17 protein-coding genes are annotated in these 22,502 nt (G+C 73.0%); 8 read left to right on the top strand and 9 right to left on the bottom strand.

The features are described from left to right. The first annotated feature begins 149 nt into the window (after nucleotides 1–149). The 3 genes from AC3RJ8_RS16765 to AC3RJ8_RS16755 all read left to right on the top strand — a co-directional run bounded on the left by AC3RJ8_RS16765 (nucleotide 150) and on the right by AC3RJ8_RS16755 (nucleotide 5,131). A complete protein-coding gene (locus tag AC3RJ8_RS16765) occupies nucleotides 150–3,467 on the top strand; it encodes a PQQ-dependent sugar dehydrogenase (protein WP_489713686.1) in 3,318 nt (1,105 codons plus the stop codon). Nucleotides 3,468–3,596: 129 nt separating this feature from the next. After that, complete coding sequence (locus AC3RJ8_RS16760) at nucleotides 3,597–4,529, top strand: sugar phosphate isomerase/epimerase family protein (RefSeq protein WP_489713685.1); 933 nt, start codon at nucleotides 3,597–3,599, stop codon at nucleotides 4,527–4,529. 143 nt (nucleotides 4,530–4,672) lie between these two features. Beyond that, nucleotides 4,673–5,131: a DUF2255 family protein gene (locus AC3RJ8_RS16755; protein ID WP_489713684.1), complete on the top strand. Its 459-nt coding sequence runs from the start codon at nucleotides 4,673–4,675 to the stop codon at nucleotides 5,129–5,131. A 27-nt stretch (nucleotides 5,132–5,158) separates the two neighbouring features. Here AC3RJ8_RS16755 and AC3RJ8_RS16750 read toward each other — a convergent pair whose 3' ends face one another. From AC3RJ8_RS16750 to AC3RJ8_RS16715, 8 genes are all read right to left on the bottom strand, one after another. Then, nucleotides 5,159–6,304 (bottom strand): winged helix DNA-binding domain-containing protein, encoded by a 1,146-nt coding sequence (locus AC3RJ8_RS16750; protein ID WP_489713683.1) that lies wholly within the window; start codon nucleotides 6,302–6,304, stop codon nucleotides 5,159–5,161. Nucleotides 6,305–6,363: 59 nt separating this feature from the next. After that, nucleotides 6,364–8,208 (bottom strand): Na+/H+ antiporter NhaA, encoded by a 1,845-nt coding sequence (gene nhaA, locus AC3RJ8_RS16745; protein ID WP_489713682.1) that lies wholly within the window; start codon nucleotides 8,206–8,208, stop codon nucleotides 6,364–6,366. Between the two features lie 119 nt (nucleotides 8,209–8,327). Beyond that, nucleotides 8,328–9,164, bottom strand: a complete 837-nt coding sequence (locus AC3RJ8_RS16740; protein ID WP_489713681.1) for an HAD family hydrolase — start codon at nucleotides 9,162–9,164, stop codon at nucleotides 8,328–8,330. Nucleotides 9,165–9,234: 70 nt separating this feature from the next. Continuing rightward, on the bottom strand, nucleotides 9,235–10,680 hold the full coding sequence (locus AC3RJ8_RS16735) for a family 43 glycosylhydrolase (protein ID WP_489713680.1): 1,446 nt from the start codon (nucleotides 10,678–10,680) through the stop codon (nucleotides 9,235–9,237). A 178-nt stretch (nucleotides 10,681–10,858) separates the two neighbouring features. Next, entirely contained in the window at nucleotides 10,859–12,544 is a 1,686-nt protein-coding gene (locus AC3RJ8_RS16730) for a ribonuclease J (RefSeq protein ID WP_489713679.1), read from the bottom strand. A 108-nt stretch (nucleotides 12,545–12,652) separates the two neighbouring features. Then, nucleotides 12,653–14,224, bottom strand: a complete 1,572-nt coding sequence (locus AC3RJ8_RS16725) for a SulP family inorganic anion transporter (RefSeq protein ID WP_489713678.1) — start codon at nucleotides 14,222–14,224, stop codon at nucleotides 12,653–12,655. 211 nt (nucleotides 14,225–14,435) lie between these two features. Further along, a complete protein-coding gene (locus tag AC3RJ8_RS16720) occupies nucleotides 14,436–16,028 on the bottom strand; it encodes a peptide chain release factor 3 (protein WP_489713677.1) in 1,593 nt (530 codons plus the stop codon). Beyond that, nucleotides 16,025–16,441, bottom strand: coding sequence for a MerR family transcriptional regulator (locus AC3RJ8_RS16715; RefSeq protein WP_407319657.1), 417 nt, complete (start codon nucleotides 16,439–16,441; stop codon nucleotides 16,025–16,027). The genes AC3RJ8_RS16720 and AC3RJ8_RS16715 overlap by 4 nt, the downstream gene beginning before the upstream one ends. Before the next feature lie 116 nt (nucleotides 16,442–16,557). Between AC3RJ8_RS16715 and AC3RJ8_RS16710 the strand changes: the two genes are divergently transcribed. The 5 genes from AC3RJ8_RS16710 to AC3RJ8_RS16690 all read left to right on the top strand — a co-directional run bounded on the left by AC3RJ8_RS16710 (nucleotide 16,558) and on the right by AC3RJ8_RS16690 (nucleotide 21,302). After that, complete coding sequence (locus tag AC3RJ8_RS16710; protein WP_489713676.1) at nucleotides 16,558–17,223, top strand: pentapeptide repeat-containing protein; 666 nt, start codon at nucleotides 16,558–16,560, stop codon at nucleotides 17,221–17,223. After that, complete coding sequence (locus tag AC3RJ8_RS16705) at nucleotides 17,213–18,160, top strand: alpha/beta hydrolase (RefSeq protein WP_489713675.1); 948 nt, start codon at nucleotides 17,213–17,215, stop codon at nucleotides 18,158–18,160. Before AC3RJ8_RS16710 ends, AC3RJ8_RS16705 begins: the two co-directional genes overlap by 11 nt. 130 nt (nucleotides 18,161–18,290) lie before the next feature. Beyond that, on the top strand, nucleotides 18,291–18,968 hold the full coding sequence (locus AC3RJ8_RS16700; RefSeq protein ID WP_489713674.1) for a response regulator transcription factor: 678 nt from the start codon (nucleotides 18,291–18,293) through the stop codon (nucleotides 18,966–18,968). Nucleotide 18,969: 1 nt separating this feature from the next. Then, nucleotides 18,970–20,325, top strand: a complete 1,356-nt coding sequence (locus tag AC3RJ8_RS16695; RefSeq protein WP_489713673.1) for a sensor histidine kinase — start codon at nucleotides 18,970–18,972, stop codon at nucleotides 20,323–20,325. Next, a complete protein-coding gene (locus AC3RJ8_RS16690) occupies nucleotides 20,325–21,302 on the top strand; it encodes a TAXI family TRAP transporter solute-binding subunit (RefSeq protein WP_489713672.1) in 978 nt (325 codons plus the stop codon). The genes AC3RJ8_RS16695 and AC3RJ8_RS16690 overlap by 1 nt, the downstream gene beginning before the upstream one ends. 6 nt (nucleotides 21,303–21,308) lie before the next feature. Here AC3RJ8_RS16690 and galE read toward each other — a convergent pair whose 3' ends face one another. Continuing rightward, the gene (gene galE / locus AC3RJ8_RS16685; RefSeq protein WP_489713671.1) at nucleotides 21,309–22,460 is read right to left on the bottom strand and encodes a UDP-glucose 4-epimerase GalE; all 1,152 of its coding nucleotides are present in this window, start codon (nucleotides 22,458–22,460) and stop codon (nucleotides 21,309–21,311) included. Nucleotides 22,461–22,502: the final 42 nt, after the last annotated feature.

Raw genomic sequence — 22,502 nt, 5'->3', positions numbered from 1 at the left:
CGCCCGTCACCACCTGTCACGGCACAGGACGACAGAACCCGTGCCGCAGTTCCCGGACGTGAGGAACCCCGCCAGGACCTGCTCCCGTCGTGCCAGCGACAGGGGTCCGGCGGGGCACCCACGCACCGCATCCCAGGAAGGAAAATGCGATGGTCAAGTCTAGACGTTCCCGGTTCGCCGTGGCGTTGGCGACGGTGTGCGCGCTGGCCGTGCCAGCTGCGGCCGCGGCGCACGACGGTGTGGACCACGGGTCGGAGGAGGGCGCCGAGGCGGCGCTCGACTGGTCCAACTACGAGAAGATCCTGCTCACCAAGAACACCGGTGAACCCATCGGCATGGCCGTCATGCCGGACGGGAGCGTCCTGCACACCGCTCGCGACGGCGTGATCCGGCACACCGACCCCTCGACCGGCGTCACCGCCGAGATCAACGAGGTGGACGTGTACGCCAACTCCGAGGACGGCATGCAGGCGATCGCCCTCGCGCCCGACTTCGAGGAGTCCGGCTGGGTCTACATGTTCTACGCCCCGCGAGTGATGGAGGGCGAGGACTATCCCGAGACGACGCCGTCCGGCTCCGCGCCGAACCAGCTTCCCGCGGGTGAGGACGAGTCCTACTGGGACCGGTGGAAGGGATACAACCAGCTCTCGCGCGTGCAGTGGGACGCCGAGGCCGGTGCCCTGGACATGAGCACCGAGCAGAAGATCCTGCAGGTCGAGGTCCAGCGCGGCCAGTGCTGCCACGTCGGTGGTGACATCGACTTCGACGCCGACGGCAACGTCTACGTCTCCACCGGTGACAACACCCCGGCCGGCACGCCAGGGGCCAACGGGTTCGCACCGATCAACAACGCCCCGGGCATGAACCCCGGGTTCGACGCGCGGCGCGGCGCCGGCAGCACCGACGACCTGCGTGGCGCGATCCTGCGCGTCCACGTCGAGGAGGACGGCAGCTACACCATCCCGGAGGGGAACCTCTTCGAACCCGGCACCGCGGGGACCCGGCCCGAGATCTTCGTCATGGGCCTGCGCAACCCGTTCCGCATCGACGTCGACGAGACGACGGGCGCGGTCAGCTGGGGCGACTACGGCCCCGACTCCGGGGTCGCCAGCGACGAGCGCGGGCCGATGGGCTATGTCGAGTGGCAGAGCACGACGACGCCGCTCAACGGCGGCTGGCCGTACTGCCACGGCCCCCACGCCAACTACAACGAGTGGGACTACGCCACCGAGTCGCCCGGCGAGTGGTTCGACTGCGAGGCCGGCGCCGAGAACAACTCCACCTGGAACACCGGTCTCGACGTCCTGCCGCCCGCGACGGCGCCGCAGGTGTACTACGGCGACAACCCCGGCGACCAGCCGTTCGACGAGTTCGTGGAGTTCGACGCGCAGGGCGGGCAGGGCCCGATGGGAGGCCCGGTCTTCGACTTCGACCCGGAGGGTCCGGACACGCAGTGGCCGGAGTACTGGGACGGCAAGGCGTTCATGTACGAGTTCTCGCAGGACTACATCGCCGCGCTGACCCTGCCCGACCCTGACGGTCCGGTCGAGCACGTCGAGCACGTGCTGCCGAACGCCGCGCTGACGGACAACGTGCAGGCCATTACCGACGGCCCGATCGACATGGAGTTCGGCCCGGACGGCTCGCTCTACATCCTCGACTACGGCAACGGCTTCTTCCGGCAGAACCCGGAGGCCGGCCTGTACCGGGTCGACTACGCCGAGGGCAACAAGGCGCCGACGGCGGTCATCGGGGCCGACCCGGTCTCGTCGTCCGAGGCGCCGCTGACCGTGAACCTCGACGGCACCGGCTCGACCGACCCGGAGGGCGAGGATCTCACCTACGAGTGGGACCTCGACGGTGACGGGACCTTCGACGAGTCGGGCGCCCAGGTCACGACCACCTACACCGAGCTCGGCCAGTACACGGTCCGGCTGCGGGTCACCGACCCGGCGGGCCGCCAGGGCCTGACCTCGCGGCAGATCACGGTGGGCAACACGGCGCCGACGCTCACGGCCGACCACCCGGCCGACGGCGGGTTCTTCGCCTGGGGCGACGCGGTGCCGTACGCGTTCAGCACCTCGGACCCGGAGGACGGCGACGAGACGGTCTGCTCGGAGCTGTCCTGGACCTTCGGTCTCGGTCACGACACGCACGCCCACCCGGAGGTGCTCGGCAGCGGGTGCGCGGGGGCGTGGGCCACGCCGGGCGACGCCCCGGAGCACGGCGCGACGGAGAAGCTCTACGGCGTCGTCGTGGCGAACTACACCGACCAGGGCAACGGGGACATCCCGCCGGCCACCTCGGAGGTGTCGCTGCTGCTGAACACCTTCACCCAGGAGGCGCAGCACGCCGACACCCTTTCCGGTGTGGAGGTCGTCGCCGACGACACGGCGGGCGGCCTGGCGAAGGTCGTCTCGTTCGACGCCGGTGACCACCTCGCCTGGGACCCGGTGAACTTCACCGGGATCGAGGGTGTCGAGGTCCGCGGTGCGGGCACGGGCACGATCGAGCTGCGCTGGGGCGCGGCCGACGCCGAGCCGTTCGCCACCGCCGGCCTGGACTCGGCCGCCTGGTCCACCGTGGCCGCCGACGTGTCCGCGTTCCCCGAGGGCACGGGCGAGCTGTTCGTCACCTCCACGGGCGGCGTGGACCTCGACACGCTGGTCTTCGACGGTCCGGGCGTCACCGACGTCACGGCGCCGGAGGCCACGGTCACGCTCGACCCGGAGGAGCCCACCGGGGAGAACGGCTGGTACACCGGTCCGGTCGAGCTGGCGCTGTCCGCGACGGACGACGGCCAGATCGGTGACGGCGAGGTCTCGTACGACGACGGCGAGACGTGGCAGAGCGTGCGCCACCCGTGGTTCGGCACCCTGCAGCCGGTCACGCTCGACGACGACGGCACCCACGAGGTCCTCTACCGGGCCACCGACACCGGCGGCAACGTCTCCGAGGTCGGTTCGGTGACCGTGTCGATCGACGCCACGGCCCCGGAGGTCGCGGTGACCGGCGTCGAGGAGGGTGACGAGCCCGGCTCGTCGGCCACGCTCGTCCTCGGTGCCGAGGCGAGCGACGCGACCTCCGGGGTGGCGTCGTCGGGCCTCACGCTCGACGGCGAGCCCGTCGAGGCGGGCGAGCTCGACCTGTGGACGCTCGACCTCGGCGACCACGAGGTCGTGGCGACCGCGACCGACGAGGCCGGGAACACGACCGAGACCGCCGTGACGTTCACCGTCACGACCTCGATCGAGGACCTGGGCGCTCACGTGGCCCGGCTGGCCGAGGCCGGGGAGCTCTCGCCGTCCGAGACCGCCCGCCTGTCCGCGGCCCTCGACCAGGCCGAGCGGCACGCCGACGCCAGCCGGGACCAGCAGGCCGTGTCCGCGCTGCAGCGGTTCGTCGCCGCCACCGACGAGGAGGTGCTGATCCGCGACGCCGAGGCACTGATCGACCAGCTCGGCTGACCAGTCGGCGGGGCGGGGCCGCACGGCCCCGCCCCGCCACCGGGCGGCGACGCCGCCCCCCGCCACACACCGCGCTACAACCCGCCACACCCCCGCAACATCGCTGTTGCCACACCGAGGAGAATCGTTGTGAACATCCACCAGACCCGCCGCACGATCGCCACGACCGCCGCCGGCAGCCTGCTCGCCGCCGGCCTGATGGCCGGCGCCCCGGCCGCCGCCGTGCCGGACCACCCCCACGGGGACGACCGCCCCGGCCAGGGGCAGGGGCGCACCGTCCCGGCCAGCAAGATCTCGATCCAGCTCTACTCCTACTGGGGCTGGCAGCGCGAGATCGGGGTCGAGGCGCTGCTCGACGAGGTCGCCGACATCGGCTACCGGAACGTAGAGCCGTTCGGCGGCTCGTACGGCGACTACTCTGCCGCGGAGTACCGCGACCTGCTGAAGTCGTACCAGCTCAAGAGCCCTACGTCCCACGGCGGCACGAACGAGGCCACGTTCGACGAGACGCTGGCCGACGCCAAGGACCGTGGCCAGAAGTACACCGGATCCGGGGGCTTCGCGTCGCCCGGCATCGGCGGCGGCTACGACAACGTCATCGCCACCGCCGAGACGATGAACCGGCTCGGCGAGCGGTCGGTGAAGAACGGCACCGGCAAGTTCTTCGGGCACAACCACCAGTCCGAGTTCACCACCCAGTACGCCGACCCGGACACGGGCGAGATGAAGAGCGCCTGGGAGATCCTCGTCGAGAACACCGACCCTCGGTACGTGACGTTCCAGCTCGACACGTTCTGGGCGGCCGACGCCGGGGTCGACGTCGTCGCCCTGCTGGAGGAGCACGGCGACCGCGTCGAGCTCCTGCACATCAAGGACGGCGACCTCAACGGCGACGCCCGGGGCATCCCCGGTGACGTCGGCGAGGGCGACATGGAGTGGGGTCCGATCCTGCGCGCTGCCCACGGGCAGGTGAAGCTCTACGTCGTGGAGCGTGACGGCGCCCCGAACAGCGCCGAGTTCGCCGAGGACAGCTTCGAGTTCCTCACGAGCTTCCGCTACTGACCGGCGGACGTCTCGCCGGGAGCGCGGGGTCCCGGCCAGCCTGGGGGAGGCCGGCGGGGCCCCGCGCCGTCGTGCGCACGGAATACCCTCGCCCGGTCCGAGGTTCGGACCGTCGGAACGAGCACGCCGACGCGAGGAGACCCATGCCCAGCACCAGCATCGACGCCCTCGCCTCCGCGCGCGTCGCGCAGCTGCTGACGAGCGACGGCCCGGGGCCGGGCGCACCCGCCTGGGTCGTCTCCCTCGGGCACGAGCTCTACGTCCGGTCCGCCCCCAGCCTCGGCGGCACGTGGCCCGGTGGAGGCCGTGCACGGGTCCGGGTGGCGGGGGCCGAGCACCCCGTGACGTTGGCGGAGGTCGCGCCGGAGGTGCACGACCTGCTCGACGACGCCTACCGGGCCACGTACGGCCGCTGCGGTCCGGAGAAGGTCTCGGCCCTGGTGTCGGACGGCGCGGCGGCCGCGACGTTCCGCCTCAGCCCGCGGCGCGCGACCCTGTGGGAGCGCACCGTGCCGCTGCTCGACGCCGCCGAGTCCTGGTGGCGGCGGCTGCGGGCCCCCGCGACCGACCGGACGTCCGAGGCGCTCTGCCCGAGCTGCTGACCGCGGCGGGAGCGGCCCGCGGCGCCGTCAGTCGGTGAGCCGGCGGACGTCGTCCCCCGGGAGCTTGTCCCACCAGTGGCGGTAGCGGCCGTAGACCACGGGTTCGCGGTCGGCGACGAACGCGCGCAGCGCCGCGGCCTCCGCCTCCAGCGCCGACCACGCCGCTCGGGGGAGCGGCTCGAACGCGGCGGCGTCGATCCCCTCGTCCGTGGCCCGCCAGACCCCGACGACCCGCCCGTCGACCAGCAGCATCGGCAACGTGTCGCCGTTGCGGCGGATCACGTGCGCGCGGTGGGCCTCCGGAAGGATCCGACGGCGGTCGCGGTGGGCCAGCGCGACGCTGTCCCACATCCCGAGCAGACGGACCGGTGCCGGCGTCTCCGGGTCCGGGCGTGGCGCGTCCGGGAGGTCGAGCAGCTCGGTCCCGTCGGGCCCCTCGACGACCATCAGCTCGTCGCGCAGGGCTGCCACGGCCGGCCCCGTGAACCGTCGGCGCAGCATCGTGAACTGCGCGAAGTCGGCCTCCGACGCCGGCCCGAAGGCGACGAGGTAGCGCCGCAGCAGGTGCACGGTCGCCGGATCGTCACCGGACGGCGCGCTGTTCGCCGCTGTGGGCGCCCCCGACCGGTAGCGGCGGGCCCGCGGCGAGTAGGACCACGGCGGACCGGTCGGCACGTGGTGCAGCGGGGCGAGCGTCCGCAGCGCGAACCAGGCGGCGGGCGCCCGCTCCTCGTCGAGGAGCCGGCCGAGCTCGCCGAGGATCTCGTCCTGCGTGCGCGGCGCGGCCGTGAACGCGAGCAGCGCGTCGCGGACCTCGTCGGCCTGCGAGGCCGTCAGCAGGGCCGGCGCGAACCGCCGGTCGCCCAGTCGCGACCTCCGCAGGGGATCGGTGACGGCGCGGTGGAACGCGGCCCAGTCGTCGCGGTGCACCGCGTGCAGCGTGATCCGCACGAGCGTGGCGCGGACGACCGCGCCGCTCGCGAAGGCCTCGTCCAGGTCGGCCGGGTCGAACCCGGCGACCCGGTTCCAGAGCGCGAGGTACGGGGACGCCGGTTCCTGGGCCTGGAGCACGGCGATTCGCTGCACGGCCGCGGGCACCGGGACGTCCTCGCGGCCGAGCAGGAGCTGGCGGGCGAGGGTGGCACGGCCGAGGGCGATCTGCGAGAGCTGCACCGGTCGAGCATCCTGCCTGTCGAGAGGCCCGGGCAAGCGCTGCGGGTGCGGCGCTGCCGTCAGCCCCGCCGTCGGGTCCGCCGGGACGGCTCGGCGTCGTCCGCTGCGTCCAGGGCCTCCAGCGCCGAGATGAGAGTCTGAGCGTCGTGCGATCCGCGGTGGCGGGTGCCGTCGAGGAAGAACGTCGGCGTCCCGCGGGCGCCGCTCGCCCGTGCGCTGACCACGTGGTCCCGCACCCGCGCGTGCAGGGCGTCGTCGGCGAGGTCGGCGTCGAACTGGTCCAGGTCCAGGCCGAGCTCCTGCGCGTAGCCACGCAGGTCCTCGCCCTCGAGCCCCGACTGGTGGGCGAACAGCAGGTCGTGCATCTCCCAGAAGCGGCCCTGGCGGTCGGCGGCCTCGGCGGCGACGGCGGCCAGGTGGGCCCGCGGGTGCACGTCGTCGAGCGGCAGGTGCCGCACCACGTAGCGGATGCGATCGCCGAAGTGGTCGCGCAGGTCCCGCCACATCCCGGTCGCCCGGGCGCAGAACGGGCACTCGAAGTCGAGGTACTCCACCACGGTGTGCGGGGCGTCGGGGTCGCCGCGCACGTGGTCGTGGCGCAGGTCGACCGGCGGGTCGAGCACGACCGGCAGGTCGGCGCTCTCCTCGCCCCAGCGCACGCGCGCCGTCGCGAAGATGCCCCAGGCCAGCAGCGACGCGACGACGAGGGCGAGGAGCACGCCGACGGTCGCCGCCTGGGCCTGCGACGCGTCGTCGAACGCGAGGTCCACGACGAGCAGGGAGACGGTGAACCCGATGCCGGACAGCGCCGCACCCCCGAGCACGCTGCCGGGCCCCACGCCGTCGGGCAGGGTGCCGAGGCGCAGCCGGACCGCCGCCCACGTCCCTAGGCCGATGCCCACCAGCTTGCCCAGGACGAGGCCGGCGACGACGCCCCAGGTGACCGACGATCCGAGCGCGTCGCCGAGCGCCCCGCCGCGGAGGTCGATCCCGGCGTTCGCGAGCGCGAACAGCGGCACGACGACGAGGGCCACCGGCGTGTTCAGCGCGAGGTGGAGGCGGTGGTTCACCGAGATGGACCGGGCGAGGCCGACGTTCACCTCGCGCGCGACGCCGGCGCTGGGGGACTGCCAGTAGGCGCGGTACAGGCTCTTGGTCCGCACGACGTCGTCACGTCGGGTGAGCGCGGCGGGGACGAGGAGGCCGGCGAGCATGCCGGCGATCGAGGGGTGGATGCCGGCCTGCACGGTCGCGCCCCACAGCACCACCACCACCAGCACGTACGGTGTGCTGCGCCACTCGCGCATGCGCCCGAACAGCCACAGGGCACCGAGGCAGGCGAGGGCGATCAGCAGCGGTCCGAGCCGGACCTCGTCGGAGTAGACGACGCCGATGATCGTGACCGCGAGGAAGTCGTCCACCACCGACAGGGTGAGCAGGAAGACGCGCAGCTGGTTCGACATCGCCGGACCGACCAGCGCGAGTACCCCGAGCAGGAACGCCGTGTCGGTGCCGACGACGACGCCCCATCCCTCGGGCGCCTCGCGGCCGGCCACCGCGAGATAGATCAGCGCGGGGACCGCGACGCCCACGGTGCCGGCGACCAGCGGGACCAGGCGCTGGCTGCGGCGGCGCAGCGAACCGATGGAGAGCTCCTGGCGGACCTCCAGGCCGACGACGAAGAAGAACAGCACCATGAGGCCGTCGTTGACCCAGTGATGCAGGTCCATGTCGAACGCGAGCTCGCCGATGTCGACGAGGACCGGCGTCGCCCACAGACGCTCGTACAGCCCGGACAGCGGCGAGTTCGCCCAGAGCAGCGCGAGCGCGGTGACGCCCAGCAGCAGCAGGGCGGCACCGGAGTCGGTGCGTAGGCGAGCCGCCAGGTGTCGTCGTCCGGCCATCGTCACCCCTGTCCAGTGCAGTTGCCCGGAAGCCTACGTCGGCCCGGCGCGAGACCGCACGACGCCGGGGGAGCAGAACTGTCCCGGGAGGCCGTCAAGCAGCGGGCCGGGCGGTCGGCTCAGCCGTCGAGCATCGTCGCGAGCACCCGGACCACCCCGTGGTCGGCGTTGCCGGGCGCTGTGTACCGGGCGCGGGCCAGCACGTCGGGGTGCGCCCCCGCCATGGCGTACGACCAGTCGGCGGCGTCGAGCATCTCGACGTCGTTGAGGTAGTCGCCGAACACCATCGTCTGCGCGGGTGTCACGCCCAGCTCGGCCTGCAGGCGGCGCAGCCCGCCGCCCTTGGTCACGCCGGTGGGCATCACGTCGATCCAGTGCGGGCTCGACACCACGACCTGGTAGCCGCTCCGCAGGTGCACGAGCGCCGGCAGGGTGCCGGTGGCGGAGTCGACGTCGTCGTACACGGCCACCTTGAGGACGTCGTCGTCGACGTCGAGCAGGTCCTCGACGACGTCGAGCCGGTGGTAGTAGCTGCGCACGTGGTCGACGAACCCCTGGTCGCCGCGCTCGACGTACGCGCCGCGCTTGCCGGCCAGCACGGCACCGCCGTCCCAGGAGGCGCCGAGTCCGCGCACGGCGCGCACGACGGCGGCGACCCCGTCCCGGTCGAGCGTCTCGGAGGACACCTCCTGGTCGCCGCGGGTGACGAGCGTGCCGTTCTCCGCGATGATGACCAGCTCGTCGCGGGCGGGGGTCGTGCCGGCGGGGAACGCGTCGGCGATGGTGGCGTGCTGCCGTCCCGACGCCGGGACGAAGGCGATGCCGGCCTCGTGCATCCGGGCGAGCAGCGGCCACAGACCGTCGGGCACCTCGCCGGCCGGGTCGAGGAGGGTGCCGTCCATGTCGGTGACGACGAGGCGCACCTCGTCGGGGCGGGGGACCGGGGGCAGGAGCATGGGTCCATGATCGACCGGACGGCGGGGCTGGTGCCCCGCCGTCCGGTGTGAGGATCGCCACGCCGGTGCGTCAGTACACGTACGGCCAGCCGGCGTCGTCGTAGCCGAGCAGGTTGACGCCCAGGAACGAGGCGCCCGAGTCGGCGTAGTAGTGGTACATCAGGACGTCGGAGTCGTCGTCCGTGAACACCGTCTGGTGACCCGGCCCGTTGATCGAGCCGTGGCCCGCGAGGATCTGGGTGCCGCCGCCGTTCATCATCGGCACGCCGGCCCGGTCGACGTACGGCCCGGTGACGGACGTCGAGCGCCCCACCATGACGCGGTACGTGCCGTCCGCGCCCTCGCAGCACTTGTCGAACGACGCGTACAGGTAGTAGTAGCCGTTGGTGCGGTGGATCGTGGGGGCCTCGATCGCGTCACCGCCGCGGCTCGCCAGGGAGTGGAAGGCGGTGCCCTGCCGCAGGCCGGTGCTCGGGTCGAGCCGGATCATCTTGATGCCGGACCAGAACGAGCCGAAGCTCATCCACCACGCGCCCTGCTCGTCGACGACGAGGGCCGGGTCGATCGCGTTGAAGTCGTCGCTCGGGGACGACTCGACGACCAGGCCGCGGTGCGTCCAGGTGCCCGCGTCGCCCGTGGGGCTGGTCGCCAGGAAGATCGCCGACTTCCTGCTCCCGAACGACGACGCCGAGTACCACAGGTAGTACTGGCCGTTCGCGTAGTGGATCTCGGGCGCCCACAGGTGTGTGCTGCCCTCGGTGTAGGCGTCGGCCCACGGGGTGCCGCCGGGGAAGGCCGAGCCGGCGGCGTTCCACTGCGTGCGGTCGGTGGAGGTCTTGAGCTGCACGCCCGGCCCGGTGCTGGCCAGGAGGTAGCGACCGTCGACCTTGACGACCTCGGGGTCGTGCAGCCCGGTGTCGCCCGTGACGGGGCCGGGGGCCGGGTAGTCGGTGGTGCCGCCGTCGGGAGCGACGGGGGTCAGGCGCCAGCGCTGGCTCGCGCCGTCGTGGTCGGTGTACTGGGAGGCGCGGGCGCCGTCGTCCGTCGACCAGTCCCAGATCTCCAGCGCCTTGCCGCTGTGCCGGTTGACGAGCCGGACGGAGCCGTCCGCCGAGTCCACGACCCGGAACTGCTGGTTCGCCGCACCGGTGTCGGGCCACTGGACGATGTCCGCGCCGTCCGCGGTCGACCAGTCGAGGACGTCGACCACATTGCCGCTGTGCCGCGACTGGAGCCGGTAGTAGCCGTCGCCGGAGTCGAGGAAGCGCCACTGCTGCCAGGCTCCGCCGTTGGCCGTCCACTGGCCGATCTGTGCGCCGTCGGCGGTCGAGGTCTCGTAGACCTCCAGCGCCTTGTCGCTGTGGACGTTGGTCAGGGTGTACCAGGTGCTGGTGTCGATGGTCGCGGCGCGTGCGGGCGCGACGAGCGACTGGGTGAGGACGAGCGCTGCGGCGACCAGGAAGGTCAGCAGCGCGCGGTGCCGTCGGTCGGGGATGGTGCTCGATCGTGCTGTCACGGGACTCCTCCACGTTGAGGGTGATGTGAGCGCTCACATGAGCAGGATCGAGTATTCTATCGTTGTAGAAGCCGTGGCAAGTGCCCGGGGCATCTGCGAGGGTGCCGAAACGTTTCCGGGTCCGGTCCGTCGTGCGGCGCACGACAGACCGGACCCGGAGCCCGCGGGACGGGGAGGATCAGGCGTCGAGCACCAGGGCGATGACGACGGGTTCACGGCGCGACGTGCGGGCGAGGGAGCGCCCGACCGCGCCCGCGAGCCGCTTCTCGAGGTCCTCGCCCTCGGTGATGCCCCGCTCCGCGGCGTCGACGAGCGCCTTCTTCAGCGCGCCGGTGGCGGCCTCGAGGCTCTCCGGGCTCTGCACGAACCCGCGGTGCAGGTACTCCGGCGGCTCGGCGAGCTCGGTCGTGCCCGGCTTCAGCAGCACGAGCACGGTCAGCACACCGCCGGCGCTGAGCTGGCGGCGCTCGGCGAGCGTCTCCTCGGTCGCGTGCCCCACGGTCTGGCCGTCGACGTAGACGAGGTCGGCCTGGACCTGGCCGACGATGCGTGCCGTCCCGTCGGCGAGGTCGACGACGGCGCCGTCGCGGGTGATCAGCACCCGGTCGGGCTCGACGCCGGTCCGCTCGGCGAGGGCGCCGTTGGCGTGCAGGTGCTTGGGCTCACCGTGCACCGGCATCACGTTGCGCGGCTTGAGGATGTTGTAGCAGTACACGAGCTCGCCGGCGCTCGCGTGCCCGGAGACGTGCACCCGGGCGTTGCCCTTGTGGACCACGTTGGCGCCGAGGTCCGTGAGCTTGTTGATGATGCCGTAGATCGCGTTCTCGTTGCCCGGGATGAGCGAGCTGGCCAGCAGCACGGTGTCGCCCTCGCTGACGCTCACCTCGTGCGACTCGTTGGCCATCCGCGACAGGGCCGCCATGGGCTCGCCCTGCGACCCGGTGCAGATCAGCGTCACCTTGTCCGGAGCCATGCCCCGGGTCTTCTTGTAGTCGACCACCAGGCCGCGGGGCACCGTGAGGTAGCCGAGGTCCCGGGCGATCCGCATGTTGCGGATCATCGAGCGGCCCACGAACGCCACCTTGCGGCCACGCGCGTGGGAGGCGTCGAGCACCTGCTGGATCCGGTGCACGTGGCTGGCGAAGCTGGAGACGATGACCCGGCCGGGCGTCGTCGCGAAGACCTGCTCGATCGCCGGGACGAGGTCGCTCTCGGAGATCGTGAAGCCGGGGACCTCGGCGTTGGTGGAGTCCACCAGCAGCAGGTCGAGGCCCTCCTCGCCGATCCGCCCGAACGCCCGCAGGTCGGTCAGCCGACCGTCGAGCGGGAACTGGTCCATCCGGAAGTCGCCCGTGTGCAGCACGCTGCCGCCGGCGGTGCGGATGGCGACGGCCAGACCGTCCGGGATCGAGTGGTTGACCGCGACGAACTCGAGGTCGAACGGACCGGCCTGGTGCCGGTCGCCGGCCTCGACGTGACGGAACACCGGCGTGATGCGGTGCTCCTTGAGCTTGGCGTCGACGAACGCCAGGGTCAGCTCGGAGGCGACGACGGGGATGTCGGGGCGGTGCTTGAGCAGGTACGGCACGCCGCCGATGTGGTCCTCGTGGCCGTGCGTGAGGACGATCGCCTCGATGTCGTCCATCCGGTCGGCGATGCTCGTGAAGTCGGGGAGGATGACGTCCACGCCCGGCTGCGTCTCCTCGGGGAACAGCACCCCGCAGTCGACGACCAGGAGGCGGCCGTCCTGCTCGAAGACCGTCATGTTGCGGCCGATCTCCCCGATGCCGCCCAGCGGCGTGATGCGCAGGGCACCCCGCGGGAGTCGTGGTGGGCGGCCGAGGTCGCGGGGCGCAGTGTGCATGTCGTCCTTCCGCACGGTGGTCCGTGTCGATGGTCCGGTGCCTCGCGGCGTGCTGCGCACGCCGCGAGGCCCGTCGTGGTCGGGCCCTCGTGAGAGGTGCCCTGAGGTCTAGTGTCCCCCGCCGAGCCGTCCGGCGAGCAGGTCGAGCCGCGCGGTCGTGTCCGCGTTGGCGCCGACGATCGTCACCGTCTTGCCCTTGGCCTCGTACTTGGTACGGACGGCGTCGAGGCTGGCCACCGTGGAGGCGTCCCAGACGTGGGCCTTGGTCATGTCGATGACGATGTCCTGCGGGTCGCCCGAGTAGTCGAACTGGTAGACGAGGTCGTTCGAGGAGGCGAAGAAGAGCTCGCCCTCGACGGCGTAGACGCGTTGGTCGTCCTCGTCGGACGCGTCGAGGCGGGTCACGGTGGTGAAGTGTGCCACGCGCTGGGCGAAGAGCACCATCGCGACGAGGACGCCGACGGCGACACCGTACGCCAGGTTGTGGGTCCAGACGGTGACGACCACGGTCGAGAGCATGACGGCGGTCTCGGACTTGGGCATCCGGCGCAGCGTGTCGAGCCGGACCGAGTGCCAGTCGAACGTCCCGACGGCCACCATGATCATGACGGCGACGAGCGCGGCCATGGGGATGATCGCGACGACGTCCCCGAGCCCGACGACGAGGATCAGCAGGAACACGCCGGCCAGGAAGGTCGAGATGCGGGTGCGCGCTCCGGAGGCCTTCACGTTGATCATCGTCTGGCCGATCATCGCGCAGCCGCCCATGCCGCCGAAGAACCCGGTGATGACGTTGGCGGCACCCTGGCCCCATGCCTCGCGGGTCTTGTTGGAGTGGGTGTCGGTGACGTCGTCGACCAGCTTGGCGGTCAGCAGCGACTCGAGGATGCCCACCAGCGCCATGGCGAGCGCGAACGGCGCGATGATCTGGAGGGTCTCCAGGGTGAACGGCACGTCCGGGACGAGCAGGGACGGCAGCGACTCGGGCAGCTCGCCCTCGTCGCCGACGGTCGGGACGTTGAGCGCCGCGGTGACGGTCGCGGCCGTCAGCAGCACGATCGCCACCAGCGGGGCCGGGACCACCTTGGTCCACCGCGGCAGCAGCACCATGATGACCAGACCGATGATGACCAGGCCGTAGATCCACCAGCGGTTGCCGGCGGTCACCTTGTCGCCGAACAGGTGCGGGAGCTGCGAGGTGAAGATGAGGATCGCCAGGGCGTTGACGAAGCCGACCATCACCGAGCGCGGGATGAACCGCATGAGCTTGGCCACGCCGAGGACGCCGAGCACCACCTGGAGGACGCCCGCGAGGACGACCGTCGCGATGAGGTAGTCGACGCCGTAGTCGCGGGCGACCGGAGCGACGACCAGGGCGATGGCCCCGGTCGCCGCGGAGATCATGGCCGGGCGACCGCCGAGGAAGGCGATCGACACCGCCATGGTGAACGAGGCGAAGAGGCCGAGCCGGGGGTCGACGCCCGCGATGATCGAGAAGGCGATGGCCTCGGGGATGAGCGCCAGCGCGACGACGAGGCCCGCCAGGACCTCGGTCTTGAGGATCCGCGGAGACTTCAGCGCTGCCAGCACGGAGTAGGTCTGGCTCGCTTCCGGCGCCCCGGTGACGGGCCGCGGGACGGGCGCTGGGTCGGACAGGGGGACGGAGGAGTCGTTCGACACGCGGCTTCCTTCGGGTTCGGCGGGCGCGCGCCCGCGGACCAGGTCACGGGACTCGGCCGGGGATGGACAGGACAGAGGCACGCGACGCTGCGCACGAGAAGGGTGGGTGGCGTCGGTCCCCCGTGAACGTGGGCACACCGGAGGACCGAGCCGAGGAGAACTCTACCCTAACGTCAAGGCAGGTTTGCTGCACCCTGCGTGCTGGACAGGATCAGACGGCCCCGCCGCCGACGAGCGGGACCAGGGAGATGTCCGGGTGCGCCCGCTCGAAGGCACGGGCGTGCCACACGTCGCGCAGGAGGGCCAGGCGTTCGCCGTCGCGGCGGCTGGCCACCTCGGCGCCCGTGTAGCTCGCCACGGCCGGGGCGTCCTCCGGCTCGATGTGCCGGGCCACCGAGAGGGCCAGCGGCTCGAGGGTCATCGGCGCCGAGAACTCGTGCTCCATCCGGAACGTCGCGACCTCGAACTGCAGGGGACCGACCGCGGCCAGGACGGGGCTGGCGTCCCCGCGCAGGTCGGAGACCAGCACCTGGACGACGCCCTCCTGCTCGAGCTGGGCCATGCCCTTGCGGAACTGCTTGGACCGCCCGGGGTCCGACGCCCGCGCCACGGCGAAGTGCTCGGGCTCGAACGCCGGCATCGGGGGGAAGCGCACGGTGGGGCCGGACGGCTCGTAGACGGTGTCGCCGACGGCGAGGGCCCCGGCGTTGACGAGCCCGACGACGTCGCCCGGGTAGGCGTCCTCGACCGTGGAACGCTCCCGGCCGAAGACGGACAACGCGTACTTCGTCGCGAACGGGCGACCGGTGCGCTCGTGGGTGACCGTCATGCCGCGCTCGAACCGTCCGGAGCAGACCCGCAGGTAGGCGACGTGGTCGCGGTGCTTGGGGTCCATGCCGGCCTGCATCTTGAACACGAACCCGCTGAACGGTGCGTCGACGGGGCGGTCACCGCCGTCGACGGCCGGCCGGGCGCCCGGGGCGGGTGCGAGGTCGACGACGACGTCGAGGAGCCGGCGGACACCGATGTTGGACAGGGCCGCGCCGAACAGCAGCGGCGTCGTCGCGCCGGTGCGGAACGTGGCCGGGTCGACAGGGTCCAGCAGCCCGACGCCGTCGACCGCCTCGGTGTAGTCGGTGTCGAGCTCGGCGGCCGCCTGGTCGGCGTCGAGGGCCCGTTCCTCGGCGATCGAGGCGCCGCCGGGAGCGCGCCGGTAGGTCGTCACCCGGCCGTCCTGGCTGTCGAGGAGGCCCAGGAACCGGCCCGCCTCGCCGACGGGCCAGTTGACCGGTGTCGGGTGCAGGCCGATGCGCTCCTGGAGCTCGTCGCAGAGCGCGAGGACCTCGCGCCCGGGGCGGTCCCACTTGTTGACGAACGTGATGACGGGCACGCCGCGGCGACGGCAGACCTCGAAGAGCTTGAGCGTCTGCGGCTCCAGGCCCTTGGCCGCGTCGAGCAGCATCACGGCGGCGTCGACGGCGGTGAGGACGCGGTAGGTGTCCTCGGAGAAGTCGGCGTGCCCAGGGGTGTCCAGCAGGTTGATGACCACGTCGCGGTAGACGAACTGCAGCGCGGCGGAGGTGATCGAGATGCCGCGCTTCTGCTCCATCTCGAGCCAGTCGGACACGACGCCGGACCGGTCGCCCTTGCCGTGCACCGCGCCGGCCTGGTCGATCGCGTGCGCGTGCAGCGCGAGCGCCTCGGTGAGCGTCGACTTGCCGGCGTCCGGGTGGGAGATCACGGCGATGCTGCGCCGTCGGGCCGCCTGGGCGGTGACCGACGTGCTGTCGGTGAGCGTCGTCATCGGGCGCGGCTCACCACCCGGCGCTGGGCGCGCAGCTCGCGCCGCAGGTTGCCGGCGAACTCCTCGGCGCTCTCCAGCCGGTCACGCAGGCTGCGGCAGCGTTCCTCGGCGGCCGCCTCGAACAGGGCCAGACGCTCCAACGTCTCCTCGCGGCGGTCGGGGCCGAGGTCGCCGCGCTCCAGCTCGTCGAGCGTGGTCAGCAGCTCGCGCATCTCGTCGAGGGAGAAGTCCAGGGGCTTCATGCGCTTGACGAGCATCAGCCGGGCGATGTCCGACTCCGTGTACAGGCGGAAGCCGCCGTGCGACCGCGCGGACGGGATGACGAGGCCGACCTCCTCGTAGTAGCGGATCGTGCGCAGCGAGAGGCCGGTGCGCTCCGCCACCTCACCGATCTGCTTGTGGTCCATGCCCATGACTCTCCGTTCGACCCGTCTACCCTACCGTCGCGGGAGGGTGTCGCCGACCGCCCGGGGAGCGCGGACCCCGACCAGCGCCGCACCGCAGGTCGCCCACGACCTACAGTGGGGTCGTGCCGTCCCGCTCGCAGCATCCCGCCCGCCCCGTGACGGACCCCGTCGTGCTGGAGGACCTGACGCCGGGCGGCGTCGAGGACCTCGTCCCGGGTGCGGACCTCGACGGTGTCGAGATCAGGGACGTCCGCCTCGACCGGGTGGAGCTGCGCGGGGCCCGGGCCGACGGCTCCCGCCTCGACGGGCTGCGCGCCGACGAGGCCGACCTGCGCCACCTCACGCTGACCGAGGTCGTGCTCTCCCGCGCGGACGTCCCTGTCGTGCAGGGCATGCGCACCCGCTGGCGCGACGTCGAGGTGCGCGACGCCCGCATCGGCTCCGGCGAGCTCTACGAGTCCGTGTGGCAGTCCGTGCACCTCGTCGGCTGCAAGCTGGGCTTCGTCAACCTGCGGGGCGCCACGCTGCAGGACGTCGTGCTCACCGACTGCACCGTCGACGAGCTGGACCTGGTCCAGGCCCGGGCCACGCGCGTCGCCTTCGAGCGCACCCGCGTGCGACGCCTCGACGTGCAGGCCTCCACCCTGCACGACGTCGACCTGCGCGGCGCCGAGCTGAGCGAGCTTGTCGGCACCGACGCCCTGCGCGGGACCACGATCACCCCGGACCAGCTCGCACAGCTCGCGCCCGTCCTGGCCGCCAACCTGGGCATCGACGTTGCCGACTGAGCCGCTCGGGCCGTGGACGTGGGCCGTGCGGGTCGTCGCCGCGGCCGGGGTCGCGGTGGTCGTCTGGGTCTGCGCGACGGCGTGGGGCGCCGTGGTGCACGGGCACCCCGCCTACGTGGTGCTGCTGGGCCTGACCCTGCTGGTCAGCGCCGCGGCGGGGTGGCGTGCGCGGCGGCCGACCGGTCGCCGGAGCGCCTGGCGCCGGACCGGCACGGCGGCCCTGCTCGTCCTCTCCGTGGCGTGGATCGCCGTCGTGGGCTGGCTGCGGCCGTTCGGCGCGGTCGAGCCGGCGCTGGGGGCCCTGCGGTCCGACGGCGCGGTCACCGTCACGCAGAGCGCGACGCAGATCGTGCTGGCACCGACCGGCGGGGCATCCGGCACGGGGGTGCTCTTCCAGCCCGGTGCCCGGGTCGACGCCCGGGCGTACGCCGCGGTGCTGCGGCCCCTCGCCGAGGCCGGGCATCCCGTCGTCGTCGTGAAGCAGCCGCTCGGCATCGGCTTCCTCGCCCTCGGGGCGCTGGACACGGCTCGCCAGGACCACGCCGAGGTCGACCGGTGGGTCGTGGCGGGCCACTCGCTCGGTGGCACGGTCGCGGCCATGGCGGCCGACGACGCCGACGACGCCGGGCCGTCACCCGCCGTCGGGCTCCTGCTGTACGCCTCGTACCCGGCCGACGACGTCAGCGACTCGCTCACCGCTGCCGTCGAGTCCGTGTCGGGCACCCGCGACGGGCTCTCGACGCCGGCGAAGATCGAGGCGTCCCGCTCCGACCTGCCACCGGACGCCACGTTCGTCGTCGTCGACGGCGCCTCGCACGCCCAGTTCGGCGACTACGGGCCGCAGCCGGGCGACGGTTCGCCGACCCTCGGCGACGACGAGGCCCGCGCGCGGATCGCGGCCGCGAGCGTGCGGTTCGTCGCGGGCCTGGACGGCTGACCAGCCCGTCGCGCGCCCGCGGCGGTCGCGCCCGCGCCGGACCCACCCGGCGCGATCTCACCCGGTGCGCCGGCGGTCCGACCCGTGGCCCCGTCTATCGGTCGGGCCCTCGCTCGGCTACCGTCGGACCGTGCAGCTGCTGGTCGTGGAGGACAACGAGCACGTCGCCGGCGCGCTGGTCTCCGTCCTGGGCAAGCACGGGTACGAGGTGATCCGCGCCCCCGACGGCGGGAGCGCGCTCGACGCGCTGAACCCGCGCACCGACCTCGTGCTGCTCGACCTCGCCCTGCCGGACATGGACGGGTTCGAGGTCTGCCGGCGGATCCGCAAGGTCTCGGACACCCCGATCATCATGGTGACCGCCCGCACGCAGCTCGAGTCGAGGGTGCGGGGGCTCGAGCTCGGCGCGGACGACTACGTGACCAAGCCGTACGACATCCGTGAGGTCCTCGCCCGCATCGACGCCGTGCTGCGTCGGGGAAGGTCGCGGGAGTGGGACGGCCGGGCCGACGTCGCCCGCATCGACGTCGGGGAGGTGCAGGTCGACCTCGCCGCCCGGGTGGTGCGCCGCACCGGCGGCGCCGTGGTCTCCCTGACCCGCAAGGAGTACGACCTGCTCGCGCTGCTGGTGCGCCACCGCGGCACGGTGCTCGCCCGGGAACGGATCCTGCGCGAGGTCTGGGGGTCGAGCTGGAAGGGCCTGGGCCGCACCCTCGAGGTGCACGTCGCCTCGCTGCGCCGCAAGCTCGGCGAGCCCGCCGTCGTGGAGACCGTGCGGGGCGTCGGGTACCGCGTCGGGCAGGACTGACATGCGCAGCCGGCTCGCCGCGATCGTCTACGTGCCGCTCGCCCTGGTGATCCTGCTGCTCGGGATGCTCTACGCCGGCAGCGTCACGCGGGCGCACCAGCAGGAGGTCTTCCTCGACCGGCTGCGGGACGTGACCTACCTGGTGCTGCCCGCCCGCCAGGCGATCGTCGCCGACGACCCGTCGCTCGTCGCCGGCGACCTCGCACGGTACCGGGAGGTCTACGGCATCAGCGCCGCCGTCGTGGACCAGTCCGGTGCGACGCTCGTGGCGGAGGGCCTGCAGGTGCACGACTACGCGGAGCGGCACGCGGCGCTCGCCGGGCGGCGGGCCGAGATGCGCGAGGCCTTCTGGCCGTGGGACGCCCAGCGGATCGTGGTCGCCGAGCCGCTGTTCGACGGCGGCGACCTGGTCGGCGCGCTCGTGACGGCGTCGGACGCCGGCGGCGTGCAGCGGGCGATCTGGCAGAGCTGGGCCCTGCTGGGCGCGGGCGGCGTCGTCGTCGCGCTGCTGGCGCTCGTCCTCGCCGACCGGACCGCGGGATGGCTCCTGCGTCCCGTGCGTGCCGTCGACCAGGCGATGGAGAAGATGGGCGGCGGGAGCCTCGACGAGCGCATCCCTGCGTCGACGGGACCCCCCGAGCTGCAGCAGGTGGTGACGCGGTTCAACGAGATGGCCGAACGGGTGGAGCACCTCATGCGGCGACAGCAGGAGTTCGTGGCCAACGCCTCCCACGAGCTGCGCAACCCGCTCAACGCCCTCATGCTCCGTGTCGAGTCCCTCGCGCTGACCGTGCCGCCCGAGGAGGCGGACGAGGTGGCGCACGTGCGGGCCGAGGCGGAGCGCATGGCCGAGATCCTCGACGCGCTGCTGCTTCTCGCCGACGGCGGCAGCATGGGTGTGGCCCAGCCGGTGGACGTGGCCGACGTCGTCGCCCGCCGGGTGGAGGGGCGCCGGCTGCTCGACCCCGACCGGGAGCTCCGCCTCACGACGCCCGGGGGAGAGGTGCTGGGGCTGGTCGACCCGACGGCGCTGGAGAGCGCGCTCGACACGGTGGTCGACAACGCGCTCAAGTTCGCGCCGGCGCACGAGCCGGTGGACGTGGCGGTGGTCCGCGGTACCGGGACGGTGGAGGTCAGTGTGCGCGACCGGGGTCCCGGGGTGCCGAGCGAGCAGCTCGACCGGCTCACCGAGAGGTTCTGGCGCAGCCCGGGCCACAGCTCGGTCAAGGGGTCCGGCCTCGGTCTCGCGATCGCCTCGGAGCTGATGACGGCGGCCGGTGGCGGCGTGCGGCTGGCGCTCCCCGACGACGGCGGGCTGCTGGTCCGGCTGCAGGTCCCGGCCTGGGAGGAGGACTGATGCGTCGGGTCGTGGCGGCCGTCCTGTCGTCGCTCTGCCTGGTCGCCCTCCTCGGGGGGTGCGTCGGCGGGACCGGTGACCCGTGGGAGAGCGACCCCTGGAAGGGGCAGCGTCCGGAGCGGCTCACGATCGCGACCGGCGGGACGAGCGGGATCTACCACGGGTACGGCGAGGAGCTCGCCGCCGTGCTCGAGGAGCGGTACGGGATCGAGACGGAGGTGCTCACGACCGGCGGCTCGGTGGACAACCTGCACCTGCTGGCCGACGGGACCGCGGACGTGGCCTTCAGCGCGGCGGACGCGGTGACGGACGCCGTCGACGGCGTGGGGGACTTCGACGAACCGGTCGAGGTGCAGGCGCTCGCCCGCGTCTACGACGACTTCGCGCACCTGGTGGTGCCGGCCGACTCCGACGTCGAGGACCTGGCCGACCTGCGCGGCCTGCGGGTGTCGCTGGGGGCGCCCCGCTCCGGCACTTCCCTCATCGCGGGGCGGGTGCTCCGGGCGGCGGACGTCCCGGTGAGCGACCTGCGGGTGTCCGAGCTCGGCATCACGGAGTCGGTCGCCGCGCTGCGCAGCGGGAGCCTCGACGCGGTCTTCTGGTCCGGCGGCCTGAAGACGCCCGGGATCGTCGAGCTCGCCGAGGAGATGCCGATCCGGCTGATCCCTCTGGACGGGGTGGTCGACGAGCTGCGCCGGATCCACGGGCACGGCTACCGCCACGGCGTCGTCCCGGAGGGCGTCTACGGGGTCACCGACAACGTGGAGACGCTGGCCGTGCCCAACATCCTCGTGGCGGGGCCGGGGCTGCCCGACGCCGTGGCGCACGGCCTGGTCCAGACGGCCTTCGACGCGCGCGCCGAGATCGCCGCGAGCGTGCCGTCGGCGGCGCTCCTCGAACGGTCCCGCGCCATCTACACCGATCCGGCCGACCTGCAGCCCGGCGCGCTGCGCTACTACCGGGAGACCAAGACCTGAGCCGCGTCAGCGGGGCACGGCCGCCGAGAGGGGCGGGACGAGCCGCAGCCGGTGGCCGACGCCGCCGCGCCACGGGGTCTCCGGGGTGACGGTCGACGGGTAGCCGCGCGGGTGCTGCTGCTGCCAGCGCCAGTGGTCCCGGCAGACGTCGGCGAGGTCCCGGGCCGCGGTCCAGCCCAGCTGGTCGGCGGCCCGCACGGTCGAGGCGACCGCGGTCGCGACCGTCCCGGGCGGTGCGGGCATCAGGCGGTACGGGATGCGGTGACCGGTCACCTCCTCGAAGGTGCCGAGCACGTCGAGCACGCTGGTGGCGCGGCCGGTGCCGAGGTTCCACGTCTGCACGGACGGCACCGGCTGCAGGGACGGCACGTCCTGGTCGACCGGCCGCTCGGCCGACCGGTCGAGGGCGGCGAGAGCGGCGACGTGCCCGGCGGCGACGTCGCCGACGTGCACGTAGTCGCGGACCGGCGTCCCGTCGGCGGTGGGCAGGTCGGCGCCGAGGACGTTGATGCGCTCGCGACGGCCGAGCGCCACCTCGCCGATCCGGGCCAGCAGGCTCGACGGCGCCCCGTTGCGGTCCTCGCCCAGCCGGCCCGACGGGTGCGCCCCGACGGTGTTGAAGCACCGCACGACGCCGACCCGGAGCGCCGACCCGGCCGCCACGACGTCCTGCAGGAGGTGCTCGTCCGTCACCAGGGTGCGGCCGAGAGGCGAGACCGGCGCGAGCGGGTCGTCCTCGGCCAGCACGTCGGCGCCGTCGGCCCCGCGGCTGCCGTAGACGGCGGCGTTCGACGACAGGACGAGGCGGGCGACGCCGTACCAGGTCATGCAGCGCAGCAGCGTGAAGGTGGTCGTCAGGTTGGTCTCGTAGGCGTCGAGCGGCCGGTCGGCGCACTCGGTGGCGGACCGCAGCCCGGCCACGTGGACGACGGCGTCGACGGTCGCGGTCGCGAAGACGCGTTCCATCGCGTCGATGTCCGCGATGTCGGCCGTGTGGGTGCGTACCCGGCGGCCGGTGACGGCCTCGACGCGGGCGAGCGACGCCGGTGTGCCGCGCGAGAAGTCGTCGACCACGTCGACCTCGTGACCGGCCTCGACCAGTGCCAGGACGACGTGGGAACCGAGGTAGCCGGCGCCACCGGTGACCAGGACCCGCATCTGACACACCTCGCACGACGTTTGCTGACGCCAGACATGATC

This window comes from Isoptericola sp. MSGPD8_1_ISO-PGPR-S23-394, from assembly GCF_058072785.1.
The sequence above is the reverse complement of the archived record's forward strand: the minus strand, read 5'-3'. Positions and strand labels throughout refer to the sequence as shown.